The 17702-nt window shown below is 41.8% G+C and carries 15 protein-coding genes; 13 read left to right on the top strand and 2 right to left on the bottom strand.

Going from position 1 to position 17702, the window contains the following annotated elements:
* Positions 1 to 352 precede the first annotated feature (352 nt).
* The 5 genes from NKT06_RS31990 to NKT06_RS31085 all read left to right on the top strand — a co-directional run bounded on the left by NKT06_RS31990 (position 353) and on the right by NKT06_RS31085 (position 8131).
* A complete protein-coding gene (locus tag NKT06_RS31990) occupies positions 353 to 2047 on the top strand; it encodes a histidine kinase N-terminal 7TM domain-containing diguanylate cyclase (RefSeq protein WP_253442162.1) in 1695 nt (564 codons plus the stop codon).
* 283 nt (positions 2048 to 2330) lie between these two features.
* A complete protein-coding gene (locus NKT06_RS31100) occupies positions 2331 to 3938 on the top strand; it encodes a DNA cytosine methyltransferase (RefSeq protein ID WP_253442160.1) in 1608 nt (535 codons plus the stop codon).
* Between the two features lies 1 nt (position 3939).
* Complete coding sequence (locus NKT06_RS31095; RefSeq protein ID WP_253442158.1) at positions 3940 to 5208, top strand: hypothetical protein; 1269 nt, start codon at positions 3940 to 3942, stop codon at positions 5206 to 5208.
* Between the two features lie 12 nt (positions 5209 to 5220).
* Positions 5221 to 7182, top strand: a complete 1962-nt coding sequence (locus tag NKT06_RS31090) for a DEAD/DEAH box helicase (protein WP_253442156.1) — start codon at positions 5221 to 5223, stop codon at positions 7180 to 7182.
* Positions 7157 to 8131 (top strand): protein NO VEIN domain-containing protein, encoded by a 975-nt coding sequence (locus NKT06_RS31085; RefSeq protein WP_253442154.1) that lies wholly within the window; start codon positions 7157 to 7159, stop codon positions 8129 to 8131. The genes NKT06_RS31090 and NKT06_RS31085 overlap by 26 nt, the downstream gene beginning before the upstream one ends.
* A gap of 191 nt (positions 8132 to 8322) precedes the next feature.
* Here the strand turns inward: NKT06_RS31085 and NKT06_RS31080 are convergent, their stop codons facing one another.
* Positions 8323 to 8667 (bottom strand): helix-turn-helix domain-containing protein, encoded by a 345-nt coding sequence (locus tag NKT06_RS31080; protein WP_253442152.1) that lies wholly within the window; start codon positions 8665 to 8667, stop codon positions 8323 to 8325.
* 215 nt (positions 8668 to 8882) lie between these two features.
* Here NKT06_RS31080 and NKT06_RS31075 point away from each other — a divergent pair, with 215 nt between their 5' ends.
* The 3 genes from NKT06_RS31075 to NKT06_RS31065 all read left to right on the top strand — a co-directional run bounded on the left by NKT06_RS31075 (position 8883) and on the right by NKT06_RS31065 (position 11572).
* Positions 8883 to 9686 (top strand): DNA-binding protein, encoded by an 804-nt coding sequence (locus NKT06_RS31075; RefSeq protein ID WP_253442149.1) that lies wholly within the window; start codon positions 8883 to 8885, stop codon positions 9684 to 9686.
* Positions 9687 to 9871: 185 nt separating this feature from the next.
* On the top strand, positions 9872 to 11014 hold the full coding sequence (locus NKT06_RS31070) for a WXG100 family type VII secretion target (protein WP_253442148.1): 1143 nt from the start codon (positions 9872 to 9874) through the stop codon (positions 11012 to 11014).
* Positions 11015 to 11026: 12 nt separating this feature from the next.
* Entirely contained in the window at positions 11027 to 11572 is a 546-nt protein-coding gene (locus tag NKT06_RS31065) for a hypothetical protein (RefSeq protein ID WP_253442146.1), read from the top strand.
* A gap of 96 nt (positions 11573 to 11668) precedes the next feature.
* Here the strand turns inward: NKT06_RS31065 and NKT06_RS31060 are convergent, their stop codons facing one another.
* A complete protein-coding gene (locus NKT06_RS31060; RefSeq protein ID WP_253442144.1) occupies positions 11669 to 12094 on the bottom strand; it encodes a hypothetical protein in 426 nt (141 codons plus the stop codon).
* Between the two features lie 373 nt (positions 12095 to 12467).
* Between NKT06_RS31060 and nikA the strand changes: the two genes are divergently transcribed.
* Genes nikA through NKT06_RS31035 form a run of 5 tightly spaced genes read left to right on the top strand, consistent with a single transcriptional unit; the run spans position 12468 to position 17590 of the window.
* Entirely contained in the window at positions 12468 to 14018 is a 1551-nt protein-coding gene (nikA, locus tag NKT06_RS31055; RefSeq protein WP_253442142.1) for a nickel ABC transporter substrate-binding protein, read from the top strand.
* Positions 14018 to 14965 (top strand): nickel ABC transporter permease, encoded by a 948-nt coding sequence (nikB, locus tag NKT06_RS31050; protein WP_253442135.1) that lies wholly within the window; start codon positions 14018 to 14020, stop codon positions 14963 to 14965. The genes nikA and nikB overlap by 1 nt, the downstream gene beginning before the upstream one ends.
* Complete coding sequence (nikC, locus tag NKT06_RS31045) at positions 14962 to 15816, top strand: nickel transporter permease (RefSeq protein ID WP_253442133.1); 855 nt, start codon at positions 14962 to 14964, stop codon at positions 15814 to 15816. The genes nikB and nikC overlap by 4 nt, the downstream gene beginning before the upstream one ends.
* Entirely contained in the window at positions 15813 to 16613 is an 801-nt protein-coding gene (locus tag NKT06_RS31040) for an ABC transporter ATP-binding protein (RefSeq protein WP_090902808.1), read from the top strand. Before nikC ends, NKT06_RS31040 begins: the two co-directional genes overlap by 4 nt.
* Positions 16610 to 17590 carry an ABC transporter ATP-binding protein gene (locus NKT06_RS31035; protein ID WP_367399884.1) on the top strand — a complete coding sequence of 327 codons (981 nt, stop codon included), beginning with the start codon at positions 16610 to 16612 and terminating at the stop codon, positions 17588 to 17590. Before NKT06_RS31040 ends, NKT06_RS31035 begins: the two co-directional genes overlap by 4 nt.
* Positions 17591 to 17702: the final 112 nt, after the last annotated feature.

Below are 17702 nucleotides of genomic sequence, written 5' to 3'. Positions count from 1 at the left end.
TCATAAGGTGAAGTACTACTGCCGGAGAGATGAACTCCGCGAATGATTTGGGATCATTTGAATCAAACCAATTGCTGGCTGGCCGCTCCGTTGGATATGGGCGGTTTTTTTTGTGGAACAGTCAGATTCCTTCACAAAAACGCAAAATAGGTCAGGATTTCGATCAGAGGTTGGTCAGACTTCCAGTGTATGGGCTACTCACCCTTATGGTGGTGTGATAAGATATGGTTAAATTAACCAATATGTTTGGTGTAGCAGTATTGTATAGGTGTTTATTGAAGTTTTATATAAGTATCCCATAGAATTATGAGCAATCACGTTGTCATTGTAGCATCTAAGAAGGAGAAGATTCGTGAACCCATTAGTATGGTATGATCTCTTTTTATTTGTCCTATTGTTCGGTGTAGGTGTATATGTGTTTGCTACGGTTAGAATTACGAACTTACATAAGGTGTACTTTTTGTTTCACGGTTTGATGATGCTCTGGCCTTTCTGTCAATTTGCAAGTACGCTCACGGATGATTCCGGTCTGCAGTTGTTCTATGTTTTGTTGTCTTTCGTTGCGGTCTCTCTGCTTGGGAGCGGGTGGCTTCTGCTGACAATCTTTATTACCGGTTATTCAGAGCGGTTGAGTGCCAAAGGAACCTTCCTGCTATTTGTCCCTGCGGTAATCGGGGCTATAGGTGTGGTCGCCAACCCATGGAACGAGTTCGTCATTCCCCTGGAGGGCGGGTACATCGAGCGTGCTTACGGCCCTTGGTTCTGGGTTGTGATGGTTATTCTGGTGAGCTATTTCTTGACGTCTCTCGTCGTTCTGTTCCGGGCGGTGTATTCATCGCAGACGTCTGCCATGATCAAAAAACAGGTACGGATCACCCTATGGGGCATCTTGGTCTTGGCTGTGTTTGCAACGATTGATGCGATTCTGAATGTGGTTCTAGCCCGCTGGTTGCCCATCATTCCTGGCATGACTTCGCTGGGGATCTTTCTGTCAGACCTGTTCTTCGTCTATGTGATCAAAAGATACAATGTGTTCGATCTGGTCTCCATCGCGCATGAGGACGTGATCAATACCATTCCATATGGCATCCTGGTACTGGATGAGAATGAAGTCATTGTTGAAGCGAACAAAGCCTCTCGATCCTTTATGGATCTGCATGTGGGGGATTCTTTTGATATGGAGGTATTTCTGGAGTCTGTTCAAGTTGTGGGCAGCTGTCGGGAGTTCGTGAATCATTATAAGAAAAAAGAAAATACCCTCTCTCATATTGAAGTGATCGTGGAACGGGACAAGAACATTCGGCACTATATTCTGCAATCTTCTCCGATTGTGGATTCGGCTCTTGTGCCGATCGGTCATATCCTTACGTTCCAGGATGTCTCGCAGGAGCGCTTCTATGTGAAAGAGATGAATCGCCAGAACGTAACGCTTCAGGAGCGAAACCAGGCGCTGGACTTGATCCGTCAGGAGTTATCCGAGGCCAATCGCAAACTGGAGGAACTCGCGCTGACAGACAGTTTAACCAACTGTTACAACCGACGTTATCTGACCCAACACCTGAATCATGAGGTCATTACCAATATTCAATACAAAACACCATTTTCACTCCTGCTGCTTGATATCGACTACTTCAAAGCGATCAATGATCGCTATGGACATGTCATCGGGGATGAAGTTCTCGTCCGCACGGCAGAGGCCGTCAAACAATCCATTCGCAGTACCGATATACTGACTCGTTATGGTGGGGAGGAGTTCATGATCTACCTTCCGCATACGGAGCATGATCTGGCGAACCAGATCGCAGAGCGTGTGAGATTAGCGGTGGAGTCCAACCACATTACGGTGGATCACGAGATTATGCAGGTGTCGATTACGATTAGTATTGGGATTCTGTCCTTTGAGGACTTTGAAGTGGAGCATGTGCCGGACAATCCGGAGGGGTATTTGACTCAGCTGTTTGCTGCGGTGGACAAGGCCTTGTATCAGGCGAAGCAGAATGGGCGTAATCGGATTGAGTTTGCGGCGTTTGAGCGGGGAGTTGTTTGAGGTTCATATGTGTAAAGTGATTTTAGTGGCAGCATAAAGGTAAGTTTCTCCAATGAAAAATTAGTGTATCTGATGAAAAGTTAGATACTCTAACATAATAGATTCTGACAGATGCCCATTGAACATTAAAGTTTCTAATATTAAAAAATTTTGGTATGGTAACATATAAATTTGAAAAAAAATTGAAGGTTATAATCGATTTATGTCGAAATAAATTATATGACAAAGGGCATATTGACTTGGTATAATTACAAACAAACGTTCGAATGAAAGGTATTGAATTATGAGAGTAGCAGACTTTTTTTGTGGAGCAGGTGGTTTTTCTGAAGGCTTTAGACAAGCTGGTTTCCGTACTTTATTTGCTGTTGATAAATGGTTACCTGCAGTAAATACCCATCATGGAAATCATCCACATTCAAATACTATTTTAGATGATGTTGAAAGAATCTCATTATTACCAGACAAGGAATTTCACGAACTAGTTCCTGATACAGAAATTATTATTGGCTCGCCACCGTGTGTTGCTTTTTCAAATTCTAATAAGTCAGGAAAAGGTGATAAATCATTAGGTATAAAGTTGTTAGAATCCTACTTAAGGATAGTTGCTCGTAAAAAATACAAATCGGATTCTGTTTTGAAATATTGGGTCTTAGAGAATGTTCCCAATATCGAAGGGTTCATAAAACCAACCTATAATGCAAGTGATCTTGGGTTACAAGGAACATTTGAATTACAGGTATTATTTGAGAACTCTGGGGTTTATAATTCTAAAAATTTTGGAGTTGCACAGAATAGAAAGAGATTTTTATGCGGTGAGTTTCCAAGCCCGCAGTTAATTGTATTGGAGGAACGGGATGTTAGACCATTAAGATTAATTTTAAATGCTTTGGGGGATCCTTTGGAGAATTTAGACAGGATGATCGATGATCCTAATTATAATTTTCAAATGAACTCCATAGATGTTACTGACCACCATTTCATTAAGGAACTCGCACCATACGAATGGCAGAAGGCAAAGCAACTAAAAGAAGACAAGGGATACATGGGGAGAATGTCTTTCCCCGAAGACGTTAACAGACCAGCAAGAACAGTAATGGCTAATTCATCAGTTTCCTCTAGGGAATCAATTATATATAAATATAAGAACAGTAGGTATAGAGTTCCGACTGTAAGAGAACTAGCATCTGTTATGAGTTTTCCTATTGATTATAAATTTTTTGGAGACTCAAGAGGTATTAAATCTAAATTGGTAGGTAATGCTGTTCCACCAAAGATGGCTTTTGCGTTTGCTAAATCGATCGCAGAACAGTTGGGAAGAGAAGTTCCTTACTGCTACAAACCAATTCAACATTCTCTAGAAAATGAGTTCACTGACCTTAACCATACTATTTTTAATATTAATGAAGAGAAACCAAAGAAAGACGTAGCTAGATTTAAGTATCATATTCCGTACCTAATAGTAAATGCCTTTCGTGTTGAACTAACCAATTACAAATCTGATTTTGAAAATAAAGAGTTTATATGGAGTGTCGAAATTCATAAAAGTCAGGGACCGAAGGCTAAAATATATATACCACTTGAAGAGTCATTTATATTTACCGACAGTACTCTTGAAAATGAAATTGAACTGTGTATTGATGCTATAAAACAGAAATTGGTAAGTTTTAATCAATTTCAACAGCATCATTGTTTAACTAGTGAACAGAGGATGGGATTAATTGGACCATACGAAATGCTAGATTATGTAAAAGAATTTATATTAAAAACAGCTAGTAATATATCCCCTTCAAAACTCATTCAAATTAATGAGGAACCTAAAACGATTCCTGTGGAAATTGCAATTGGTTATGTTGTACTAAAGAAACTAATTGAAAAGATGAGGTGTATATAGAATGAATAAAGAGCTAAGAATAAAAAAATTGAAAGAAATTGTAGATCAGGATAACCCTTATATGACGGGAATCAGAATAAGATATAAAGGAGGTGTAGGGGAATTTAAAGCATATCAGATTCCGTTGGAATTTTTAATATATAACAAATATAACGGCAGGATAGGCAGTGCAGTAAAATCCTTTGAAAAGCAAAACAGGTCATTAAACCCGGAAGTTGTTGATGATAGTTATATAATTGAAAAATATTTGTTTGACTCAAAAAAAGGGAGAAACGAGTCAACCTTAAAAAACTTAGTAGAGAATGGTCAACAACAATATGGAATTGTTACTAATGATGGTGTGATAATTGATGGAAATAGAAGAGCGTCTTTATTAAACAAAATATATAGAGAAAGAAAGAAGTGGCCTAATCAAAATTTAGATAATTGTCAATATTTCATAGCTGTGATTCTGCCCGAAACTCCTGAACAAAAAGACATCATGAAACTGGAAACAACTTATCAAATGGGTGCCGATGAGAAACTTGATTATAATCCTATTGAAAAGTATTTGAAATGCAAAGATTTACGTGAGGTTGGATATGATGAATTAGAAATAGCGGATATGATGAGCGAAACTGAGAATACTATAAAAGAGTGGTTAGAAATTATGGAGTTAATGGACAGCTACTTAGAGTATCTCGATTATATAGGTATATACACAAGATTGGAAAAACGAGAGGGCCAGTTTGTAGATTTGAATGGATATCTAAAAGCATACGAAAAGAGAACAACAAAAGTAGAATGGGGAATCGATGATTCCGATATCGCGGATTTGAAAGCTGTATCGTTTGATTACATAAGGGCTCAGTATGAAGGTAAAGAATTTAGGTCAATTGCTAAGCCTAGTAAAAAAGATTCGATTTTTTGTGACGAAGGTATTTGGAAATCTTTTTTAGATAACCATTCAGAAAGTATGGATCGAATAAATGAAGATTCCTTAGATGAACTTTATCGAAATAATCCAGATGAGGACTTATCAAGCTTACTTGAAGCTAGAGACGACTCTTGGACAAAAAAATCAAGCGGATTACTTAAAGGCAATCTAAATCAATCAGTGAGAAAACTCGAAGATAAAAAGGATGCTAATAAACCTCTCGAACTACTGAAGAAGGCCAAGGATGCACTTGAAGCAATTAATTCAGATAGTTTAGATCAAACAAATATGTATTTAGTTAAAGAAATTAGTACAATTGCTTGGAATTTCAAAAAAATAATTGAGAAGAAATAGGTGTTTTCCAATATGTATATAGAAATTGGAATAGATCAAGAAAATAGGGAATTTATATTAACTGGATCAACTAATGAATTATTAGGGAACCGTAGAGCAAAAATATATATGAAAGATTACTTGAAAATTAATATACTAGAAGACAAGATATTAGTACCATTTGAAGATCACAGTCAAGAAAAAGTATTAACCAATATACGAAGTATGTTGAGAAAATATGATATTGAGGAACTAAAAACTGAACTGGTCGAAAAGACGTTGCTAAATTATTTTCAAGAGGAAAAAAACTTCGATAAATTCTCGAGACAAGCATATGATATTCGAAATAATAATTGCGATATACATGATTTTTCACAATTTACGGAAAGCGTTGCAAAAAACCTGACGGAGAGAACACTGTATAAATTACAACTTCTTTCCGCATATCATTTAGCATTCTCCCAAAATGCCTGTAATTTTTCTGTACCGGGTGCTGGGAAGACAAGTATCGTTTATGGTGCATATGCTTACCTTAAGAGTTTAAATGAGAATAACCCTAAATATGTTAATAAGATTCTAATAATAGGTCCATTGAGTTCTTTTGGACCATGGGAAAGTGAGTATGAGGAATGTTTCGGAACTAAGGTTGACTCGAAAAGGCTATCTGGAAAAATGCCCAAACTGGAAAAAACTAAGTACTTTCACTCTCTAGATCCTTCTGAACTAACTTTAATGTCATATCAAACGGTTAGTAGCATAATAGATGATTTGATTTATTTCATTAAGAAATATAACGTGATGGTAGTGCTTGATGAAGCCCATAAAATAAAAAATACTGAAGGCGGACTAATTGCTGATTCAGTATTAAAGATAAGTAAGTATTGCAAAGCGCGAGTAGTTCTTACAGGAACTCCTGCACCTAATGGATATGAGGATTTAACTAATTTATTTCAATTCTTATGGCCTTCAAAAAAATTGATTAAATACCATAAATATCAATTAAAAGAAATGTCTGAAACTCCAAATGATCCAAGAGTTAAAGAATTAATAGATGACATCTCCCCTTATTTTATAAGAATTAGAAAAAGCGATCTTGGTTTACCTTCAGCTATTGAAAATCCGCCTATAGTTGTCAAAATGGGCGTGAACCAAAGAGAAATTTATGACTTTATAGAAAAAAAGTATATGGAATACTTAATTAATAAAAATGATTCTAGCGATATTAGAGGAGTATTAGTTAAAGCTCGGATGGTCAGATTAACTCAGGCTGCTACAAATCCGAACTTGTTAATTAAGCCTATAGATCAGTACTTTATGGAGAATGGTCTATCCGAAAGAACGTATATTGATGATTCGGAAATAATTAATAAGATAATCAAATATTCAGAAGTAGAAATTCCAGAAAAATTTAAAGCAACTTTAAATTTAGTAAATGAACTAGTAAAGAAAAATGAAAAGGTAATTATTTGGGCGGTTTTTGTACAAAATATGTTTGATCTGCAGAAATACTTGAAAACTAATGGAATTTCGTCCAAACTTCTTTATGGTGAAGTTCCAGTAGAAACAGACGATAAGACTTCTACATTAGAGACACGAGAAAGTATAATTAGAGAATTTCATAAAATGGATTCGGAGTTTAAAGTTATCATTGCAAACCCGTTTGCTGTGGCAGAATCAATATCTTTACACAAGGCTTGTCATAATGCTATTTATCTAGAGAGGACTTTCAATGCTGCTCAGTTTATACAATCTAAAGATAGGATACATCGTTATGGGCTAGACAAGAAAAGTGAAGTGAATTATTACTATATACAATCTTATCAATCTGTGGATCAGACGGTGCACGAGAGACTTGAGTTTAAAGAAAATAGAATGAATCATATCATTGAAAATGAACCAATCCCGTTGTTTTCACTTGTTGATGATAATGATTTTGGTGATGATGATATTAAGGTGTTGATAAATAATTATGTTAACAGATCTAAAGCATTATGATAATTTAGGAACTTTTGAAGAGATAAAATACGTACTAACTATTTTAATTTCAGAAGAACCTAAAAAGATAAGCGATATTGAGAAGTTTTGCCAAAGAAATACTGTTTCGTATAATATGCCATTAAAGGGTATAATGATGCTTTTGTCTTTTATTTCTTTAGTTTCTTTTTATGAAGAAGAGGTTTTTCTAAATCATGAAGGATCTAAACTTAAAGTTTCCATGCAAGATAATTTTTTGCAAGAAATGTTCATAAAAAAAATCTTGTCAAAAATAATTTTCAGTGAGGAGTATAAGGACTTTCTTAACATAGAATCATTTAACTATGATATTGTTCACGAAGCATATATTGTCAGAAATAACGAAATTCCATTGAAGTATTCAGGTATAAGAAATTTATTAATAAATTTAGAGTTTTTTAAGTTTAGCACTCAAGTTAGAAATTTATTAGTTATTGATAATATCTATTCAGAGTTTTTAATAGAAGTAATTAAACCTATTTCGAGAAAGCTTAGTATAGAAAAGTTCAAAGAGATACAATTACAAAAAGAAAAATATGGAGAAGAAGCTGAGGCTTATATTCTAAGTTACGAAAAAAAGCGACTAGCTGGGCATAAAACATGTTCGAAAATAGTACAAGTATCTAAAATTGATGTTAATGCGGGATATGATATTGTCTCATATAATTCGCTTGATTCAGTTTATTTGGATAGATTTATTGAGGTGAAATCTTACTCTAGGAATCAAGGCTTCTATTGGACAAGGAATGAAATAGCTGTATCACTTAAGAAGAAATCCAATTATTTCCTTTACCTTGTAGATAGGGATAAAATGGATCAGGAAAAATATAGACCATTAATAATTCCTAATCCTTACGAAGATATCTTTGAAAATCAGAATTGGAAGCGTGAAGCTCAGAGTTGGTTCTTTTTTAACGAAGGGGAGCTTTAATAGCTGTAAGGTATTCTGAAATTTTCGGTGATTATTTAAACTTAATGAATTATTTTTTCAATAGGTAAAACTACAGAAAGAGTCGGATTAAATATAAGCCGACTCTTTTTTATGAATTATGCTCATTAGAGTAGATCAACTACGGAAATAAAATACCTATACTAACAAAATATTTTGGGAAATTGAAAGGTTTATTTAAATGCCTTTGTAACTTCTCTGATAACACTGTTTAATATTTCATATTGTTCGAGGGTTAAATTATTTATTGTTTCCTTAAAACTGTCTAATGCTTTTTGATAGTTAATCTGATTTTCAGCATATTCGTATTCTATAGGAAACAAATCATTTGTCTGAATTTTTAAGGCTTTAATAACCTTCTCCAAAGTATCAATTGAAAAATTCCTCTCCCCACGCTCTAACGATCCAATATATGCGTCATCTAATCCCGAAAGTTCCGCAAGCTGCTGTTGTGTTAGACCCTTGGCCTTCCGAATTGCTCTAATCCGTTCTCCAACTGAAATCCGTAATGTTGTCATATTAACCACCTCTCCTAAAGGTTAGGAGAGTATCGATGTAATTAGCAGAGATATAAAGGCGGTAAAATATACTGAAAAAACTGCGAATAAGTACTATATTTATTTTATTGTACTACTTCATTGGAGTTTATAAAAGTAAATATTAAATAATTAAGCTTAATATTTCGAAATTAGCATACTTTTTACCCTTACTCATAATAAAGGAGGATCTTCTTTTGCGAGCTTCAATCCTAAAATCACTTAAACCGGACATCATTGTTGAAATGTTGGACATGGCTTTGGCTTTTGAAAATTGGAATAAGGTAATGGAGAGGGCGTACATGTTATATCAATGTGTGCAATCCATCCATGAAGAGCGGCAGGAGTGTCGGTCAAAGGGAGTGCTTGCACCACATACATACATCGAGCGGCCCTTGGTTTACTATTACGGGTTCAGTCACTCAATGCGGGGTGTGGCTCACCAGAAGATGGGACAGGTAGATCAGGCGCGAGCATGTATCGATCAATATGCAGAACTTGGGTGTATGGAGGATCTGGATGAGGTAGGCTTGCAGGTGGTGCAGGAATTCAGGCATAAGGCACAGGTGAATCGGTATGCTCTTGAGATTGAAGCCGGGCAGGTGCAACTGCTGGAGGAGTTTGTGAACTTTTTGCTTGAGCATCCGGAGGAATGGTTGGTGGGTCTGAAAGTGATTACAGAAGCAGCAGTGCGGCATAGGTGGAAGATTGATCGGGTTTTACATGTGTTCGAGGATCAGATACAGGGCGATGGCAGAGAAATGGATTCTTCAAACAACGATGATATGTACCATTACTGTTATCAGCGGGCTTTGTACGAACAGTGGATGGGAAGACCACAGGAGGCCGTGGAGTTCATTTTGCAGGCAATCAGGTTAGCGGATAAGCTTGGGATGGATCGGTATTTTATAAGGTGCTCAGCATTGTTGGAATCATTGCGGGAAGAGGCGACAGCGGAACAGATTGGACGGTATCGAGTGATGCTGGAGGGGCTGAAGTAGAGAGGTACTTACTGAAACTGGTAGGGTATGCCTTGAAGTGGGTATATGCATATAGGACCATAGCTTCGATGAGGAGCACAGCTTGTGTTTTTACCATGGTGAAATCAGGATGTTAGCCGGATAGTTTACATAATACACTTCTGCTAACATAGGATAATCCTATTTCGAATGAGCGGAGAAACGTTATGAGTACAATCAAAGTTACCCCTGAACAGCTACATCACGTATCGAATCAGGTAGATCAAGCCAGACAACAGTTGGAGAGTATACGAAGTGAACTGACGAGACAGATCATGTTCGTTCAGATGATGTGGATGGGCGCGACGCAGGAGCGATTTTACTATGAGTTCGAGCAGTCACGACCTATACTGGATAAAGCGCTGGAGAGTATGGTGAACACATCAAAGGAGTTGAAGGATATCGCCACGCGATTCCAGGATGCAGATGCTCAGAAGGGAAGTCTGGGTGGTGCGTTTGGAGCTGTCGGTGCCGCAGCTATGATGACCAAATCATCAGGTGAATCAAGTTCGGGTGACAAGGGCTATCGGATGGCGCAAATCAATATGTTCGGTAAATTGGTATGGATGCCTGTCAACGAGAATGGTGTTGCGGATCAGGCTGCTCTTCAGGCTTATCAGAGGGATCAGGGAAACCTAGACTTTAATCGCATGCAAGCTGTGAACGTTGAACCGCCTGGGGAAGATATTTTTGCGTTACAGATCAAGGCGTTTGAGATGGGGATTCATCCTACGACAGGAGAGCCTGTATCAGATAAGTATGCTCAGATGATGGTGACCTCTCTGAAGTTTAGTCAGGTTTTCATGGGGATTCAGATGGTTCGTGGGAGTATGCCGGGCGGCAAAGGTCCGTTTCGATTGCCTGCTTCTAATCCCGCAGTGGTGAAGATTAAGCAGCATATTGAGGCTGCTAAGGCTAAGAATGGGAGTATAGAAAAAAATGCACTAGAGGCAACTCCAAAAGCCACGGAGCAGAGAGCTCAGTTGAGCCAAAATCTGATTGACCATGTTATTAATAGACATTCTGTTAATAGTACGAAGCAACAACTTCCATATCTCCAAAAGAAAATGTCCGATGAACAAATCAATGAAATGCTAAGTAGAAAGTCTTTCTTTAATAAAGAGTGGTCTGATAATAAAATAACTGATGCGTCTACAGAGGCCGTTAATCAGTTGAAACAACAGGGAATAAAGGATGGTTTGCATACTGTTACAGTATTTGATGAACAGATTAAAGTTTTCATTAGAAATGATAATGTTGATTCCGTTTATGGTACACATATATATAAAATTAGTGATTTAATAGATTAGGGGTGTTCAAATATGTTCACTATTTCATTTAAAGCAATTGATAACTTTGATGAAATTAAACAAATGTCTGCAAAGCAGTTTGATCTAACGAAACAAGATATCGAGGGAATTATTGAATTGGACTTTAACGGAAGTAAGTACGGTATGTTCTTTGACGATTGTCCATTTGGTAATGAAAGACTTATTAGATGGTTTGTGGACTTACTGACTATAGTCCAGAAGATTAGAATACATCAATATGTTGCTTATCGAATTCCTGATAGCGCTAATTTGTGGCTGGAGTTTAAACAGCAGGGAGTGGAACTACAAGTTAGTTTAGTAGAAGATATTGATCGGGAAGTTATTCTGGACTTATTTATTACTGAACCAAATGAGGAATTTAGATACTCGAATTGGAATGGTGTTAATGTAAGTTCGGCTTCCTTTACAGAAGAAATTATGAAAAATGCACATCAGTTTCTAGATTTTGTTACTGAATTGAATCCTGACATACTGCAGAGTACGAGTATTCAAATACTTCAGGAAAAGTTAAACGATGTAAAGCGATTAACTTCATAGAGAACCTACTTTGCTGAAAATGTGGATTACGAAGGATAATTCTAAATCGAACTGTTGGGCATGTAATTACTTTGAATAAAGGCCACATGAACACTCTTATTTTATGGCATCATAAAGTTCCGACATTCGCTCAGCCAATTCCAACTGCGGCTGCATTCGCTGATGATTCATATCGGTAGGTGTCATGTACAGCACTTCTTTTCCCTGCTCAAACATCGTGACATGGAACAAAACCCCTGTTGCATCTTCTTGGTCCGGATCGAGTACGATTTCTAAATCGCGTACCTTTTCAATCCATTCCTGAATTAGTACCTGATCTGTGGTTGTTTTTTTAGTACCATCACCACCACTCATCATTTCAATAGAATCAACCTGTGTAATATCGCCAGGGTAGAAGGTGTGTAATTCCTTTGGTGCTTTACTTACTCCGACTTGATCGGGCTGATTAGAACTTTGGCAGCCGCTAAGAATCAGGACCATAACTGTAGCAAACATTAAGGCGATAAGTGAATATCTTCTCATCGATCGTACTCCCCCTCTTTAGTCCCTAAACGAATTTTATATTTGAAATGTTCCGCATAAACTCTATTTTGTTTAATCCTTAAAGCACATCGAGGTTACTGGTCACATATGCTGGAAGACTACGAAACTGGATTGTAACTTTTCGAGTAATCTTGCATGGTTCTACCTGTAAACATCCCGGATAGCAAAGGAAATGCCTACTAATCAAGCACTCATATGTAACAAAAAACATAAAGAATCCGATCTCATTCGAGAGTCGGATTCTTTCTCGTTTCACCACCAATATAACTCTTGTCAAAACGTAATCATTACGATATGATAATACTCATTGTTTAGATCATAATGATTACGATTAAGAGAGAGGGGCATTACCTTGAATAAAAAGACGCCACTGCTAGCGCTGATCTCCTTGGCCTTGAGCGCTGGACTGTTGAGCGCCTGCGGATCATCTGAGTCCAGTCCCGCTGCGCAGCCATCCACTGATAATAAAAACGTTCACTTCCTATATAACTTCTCCACGAGTTCGCTAGATCCACATGTGGATTCCAGCTATGTGCCGCTGCGCGCGGGCATTACAGAAACGCTGGTTCGTCTCGATGAAGAGAACTTGACGGTGGCTCCGTGGCTCGCCGAGAGCTGGGAGAGCGAAGACGGACAGCATTGGACAATCGACCTACGAGATGATGTGACCTTCCAGAACGGCAAGCCGATGACGGGCGAGTCCGTTAAGGCATCCCTTGAGCGGGCACTGGAAGAGAATGTAGCCATCCAGAACGCGCTGAAGATCGATACGATTGAAGCCGAGGGCGACAAGCTGGAGATTACCACAACTCAGCCGTTCCCGGAGTTCGCTTCCGAACTGGTGAATCCCAACACGGCGATTATCGACGTGAGTGAGCCGGACGTTGTGAACAAGCCCATTGGTACGGGCCCGTTCAAGCTGACTTCTTTTACCCCAGGCAGCAAGCTGGAGCTAGACCGCTATGATGAATATTGGGATGGAGCATCGCCTCTGGATTCCATCACGTTCTCATTCAATGAAGATGCCAATGCCCGCACACTAGCGCTCAAATCTGGACAGGTAGATATCGTATACCGCCCAGAAGTCGAGAGCCTCGAATCGCTCAAAGCGATAGACGGCATGACGGTTGAGTCTACATCGACGTTCCGCGTGCATCAGCTAACGATGAACATGCAGCGGGAGAGTATGAAGGACCTCAATGTCCGTCGTGCGCTGGATGCGCTGATTGACCGTCAGGGCATCGTGGACACGATCCTGCTCGGTTATGGGGAACCGGCCATTGGACCGTTCTTGCCATCACTGCCATTTGCACCAACCTACACGGATACAGCAACGGAATCCGGAGCTGATGTCGCTGTAAAATATCTGGGCGAAGCAGGGTACACGCAGCAAAACGGCGTGATGACCAAGGACGGTAAACCGTTGCAGCTAACCCTACTGACGTATTCGTCTCGTGCCGATCTGCCACTGATTGCTCAAGTGTTCCAGTCTGATGCAAAGAAGATCGGTATCGACGTGCAGATCCGTCAAATCGACACACCGGAAGATTATATGGCGTCCAATCGCGACTGGGATATTGCAACGTATAGTAATTTGACGGCTCCGCGTGGGGATGCAGGTTATTACCTGAATGCAACGTACCATCCGAAGGGTGCCCTTAACTTCAGTGGATCGGAAGATCCGGAACTGACCAAGATCATCGACGAACTGAATCTCACAGTTGCACCGGAGAAGCGCGCAGAGCTTGCCGAGAAGGCAGCCAACTACGTGCATGACAACGTACTGAATTCATTCGTGCTGCATCCAGGTACAATCGTTGCCTACAACGGCAAGAAGATCAAGAACTGGGTTACCACTCGCAGTGAATATTACATGATTACCAATAAGCTGGATGTGATGTAATGTTTCGCATTTTGCTTCGCAAGTTTCTTGAGGTATTTATCTTTCTGCTGTTCATTATGTTTGTGAGCTTCCTGTTCATTCGTTTGGCTCCAGGTGATCCGGTGCTGACGATCCTGAACGTGGACGAACTGTCCGTCAGTCAGGAGCAGGTTGAAGCTGTACGCGAGGAAATGGGCTTCAACGATTCGCTTCCTGTCCAGTTCGGTAACTGGTTGCTCGATTTTGTTCGGCTCGATTTCGGCGTGTCTTACTCGACAGGCCAGCCCGTCATGCAGACCTTGATGCGTGCGCTGCCAGCTACGGCTGAACTGACGATTGGCGCCCTGTTGGTCATGCTCGTCATAGCGATCCCCCTCGGCTCGCTGTCAGCGCTCCACCGCGGCAGTTGGATTGACCGGGGGAGCCGGCTGCTCTCCATTGTGGGTGCCGCGGTGCCCAGCTTCTGGCTGGGTCTGATCCTGATCGATATGTTCGGCGTACGCTTCGGCAATCTGCCCACCATGGGCCGGGATGGATTCACATCGCTTATTCTGCCATCTCTGACGCTGGGACTTGCTATCTCCAGCGTTTATGTGCGTCTTTTGCGCTCCAGCTTGTTGGATTCACTAAGTCAGGAGTTCGTACGGTCCGCCCGGGCAAGAGGGGTATCCGAAGGTCGGATATTCATGCTTCACGCGTTTCGTCACAGTTTGCCGCCTGTCATTACGGTATTTGGCGTAAGTCTCGGCAGCCTGATCGGCGGAGTTGTCGTGATTGAAGTGTTGTTCGCTTATCCGGGGATCGGCAAGCTCATCGTTGATGCCATCCGCCAGCGTGATTATCCACTGATTCAGGGTTACATCCTGATCATGGCTATCGTGGTATTCCTTGTGAATACAGCGGTTGATCTATCTTATCGTTATTTGAATCCCGAAATGAAACTGAAGGAAAAGGAGGCCCACCGATGAAAACCACTTCCCTGCCCATTTCAACTACAAAATCTAAAAAACATAGCTGGCAGGCGATCATTGGTCTGTTATTTGCACTGCTGATCATCGGGGCCTCCTTATATGCCTTTTTATACTTAAAACATGACCATACGTTAACCGATCTGCGTGGACGATTGCAGGGTTCAAGTGCTCTCCATCCGTTCGGCACCGACCATCTGGGACGCGATGTACTGACACGTTTGCTGCTTGGTGGCGGCCAAACGCTTGGTTATAGTTTACTGGCACTTGGCGCTGCACTGTTGATCGGTATTCCATTTGGTTTGATCGCAGGATACAAACGCGGCTGGGTCGATAAACTGTTCATGCGGATCGCGGATGCCTTTCTTGCTTTTCCCGATACCATCGTCGCGATTGTGCTAAGTGGCCTGCTAGGGGCCGGAATCGGCAATCTGGTGTTGGCGATTGTGATCGTGAAGTGGGTTAGTTATGCACGTCTCGTTCGAAGTACGGTTTTATCGGAGTCCCAGAAGGATTACATTCGCATCGCCCGCACCAATGGACTATCCGACGGTCGTATCATGAGAAAACATCTGCTTCCACATATCGCGGGCCATGTACTCGTGCTAGCCAGTCTTGATCTGGGCAAAATCATCCTGCTCATCTCATCATTGTCCTACATCGGCCTTGGCGCACAACCGCCAACACCTGAATGGGGAGCGATGCTGAACGACTCGCGGCCTTACTTCCAGTCTCGGCCGGAGCTGATGATCTACCCGGGTCTCGCTATTGTCTCGGTAGTCCTGCTTGCCAACATGCTAGGTGACTATCTGCGAGACCGCTTTGATGTGAAGAAGGAGGTGCAGCCGTGATTCTCTCCATTGAGGAACTGAGCATCTCCAGCCGGGATCGTACGATTGTAGATCGAGTCTCTCTGGCTGTTCGCGAAGGTGAGTTCATGGCACTCGTTGGACAGAGCGGTAGTGGCAAAAGCTTGCTCTCGCAAGCCATTGGTCGTCTGCTGCCGCCCAACTTGCATGCGTCGGGGCGAGTCATGTTCGAGGGCAGCAACCTGCTCGAACGGAAGCCAAAGGAGATGCGAGCCCTGCGGGGAAGCCGCATCTCATATATTTTTCAGGACTACCAAGGCGCGTTTACGCCATTTCGAAGCATTGGCGGACACTTTGATGAATACCAGAAGGTACATGGGGAGAAGTCTTCTGCCATCCGCAAGAAGCGGGCAGAGGAGGCACTGGAATCGGTTGGCCTTGGCGCGGAACTGCTGCGCCGCTATCCGTTCCAGTTGAGCGGTGGACAGCTTCAGCGAGCTTCGATTGCCACATCGCTGATGCTCTCCCCTCGTCTGCTGATCGCTGACGAAGCGACAACGGCACTGGACAGTGTATCCGGGCACCGCGTATTGGAACTGCTGGCACGCAAACAAGCGGAGACGGGCTGTGCGATTCTGTTTATCACACACGACTGGCGCCATGTACGCCGCTATGCCAACCGTTTGGCTGTCATGAAGGAAGGACAGATCGTCGAATCTGGCGGCAAACATCGCATTCTCGATCATCCCCAGCATGAATATACGCGCCAGTTAATTGAGGCAGCTCCCGTCCTGAGCCGCTCGCTGAAGTCGGGATTGAAGGAGGCAGGAACGGAATGAAGATGACCACAGATGAAGAACGCCATGGACTTGTGCAGTCGGAATCGGAACAATCCGGTGTGCGAAGCCACGATTTTGCTAACGACGTAAACCATGCAGACACAGACAATGCAGTCATAGATCCTGCGGATACAGATACTAAGGATAGAGGTACAGATGCTGATTTAGATACCGCTGCTGCAAAGACTGCTTCATCGTCCAGCCTCTCCGGCAACCCCGTGCTTCACGTGGAACATCTCAGCCGAACGTATGCAGGTGCAGACCGACCGGCGGTGAATGATATTTCCTTCACTCTGAACCGCGGCGAGTGCCTTGGCCTGGTTGGCGAGAGCGGCTGTGGCAAGAGTACGCTTGCCCGCTGTCTGCTGCGGATTGAAGATGCGGACACGGGCTCGATTACACTGGGTGGACAGGATATCGCGCGGCTGAGCGGCCGACGATTGCGGCCTCATCGCCGGAAGATTCAGATTGTATTCCAGAACCCGATGGCTGCACTGAATCCAAAGCTCAAGATTGCCGATTCGTTAATCGATCCATATGAACAACTTGGACGGAACGCCGAGCTGTCCCACTTTACCTACACATCGAAGGATGCATACGTCCAAAAGCTGCTTGAAGCGGTCGAGCTTCCTAGGGATTTGGCTGGACGATACCCCCATGAGCTAAGTGGTGGACAGCGTCAACGGGTCACGATCGCACGTGCTATTGGGATTGAGCCGGACGTTGTCGTGTTGGATGAACCGACGGCCAGCCTGGACGTGATCTCGCAAGGAGCAGTTTTGCAGTTACTCACCGATCTCCGGACATCGCTTGGTCTGTCATACGTGTTCATCTCGCATGATCTGGCTGCCGTACATCGCATGAGTCAGCGTATTATCGTCATGCGGGAAGGTCAGATCGTTGACCGCTTTGGCGCAGATGCGTTGTTCGCTGAAGAACGCCATCCGTACACGAAGGAACTGATTTCGATTTTCTGAGTACTTCCTGAAACGCCGTGTAGGCTGTCATGCCCATTCCCTTTAATTAATGAGCCGCTTAGCGAACATTCGAGAGCGGCTCTTCACGCATCCATTTTCACGGCTATACAAC

It is taken from the genome of Paenibacillus sp. 1781tsa1 (genome assembly GCF_024159265.1).
Taxonomy (GTDB): Bacteria; Bacillota; Bacilli; order Paenibacillales; family Paenibacillaceae; genus Paenibacillus.
The sequence above is the reverse complement of the archived record's forward strand: the minus strand, read 5'-3'. Positions and strand labels throughout refer to the sequence as shown.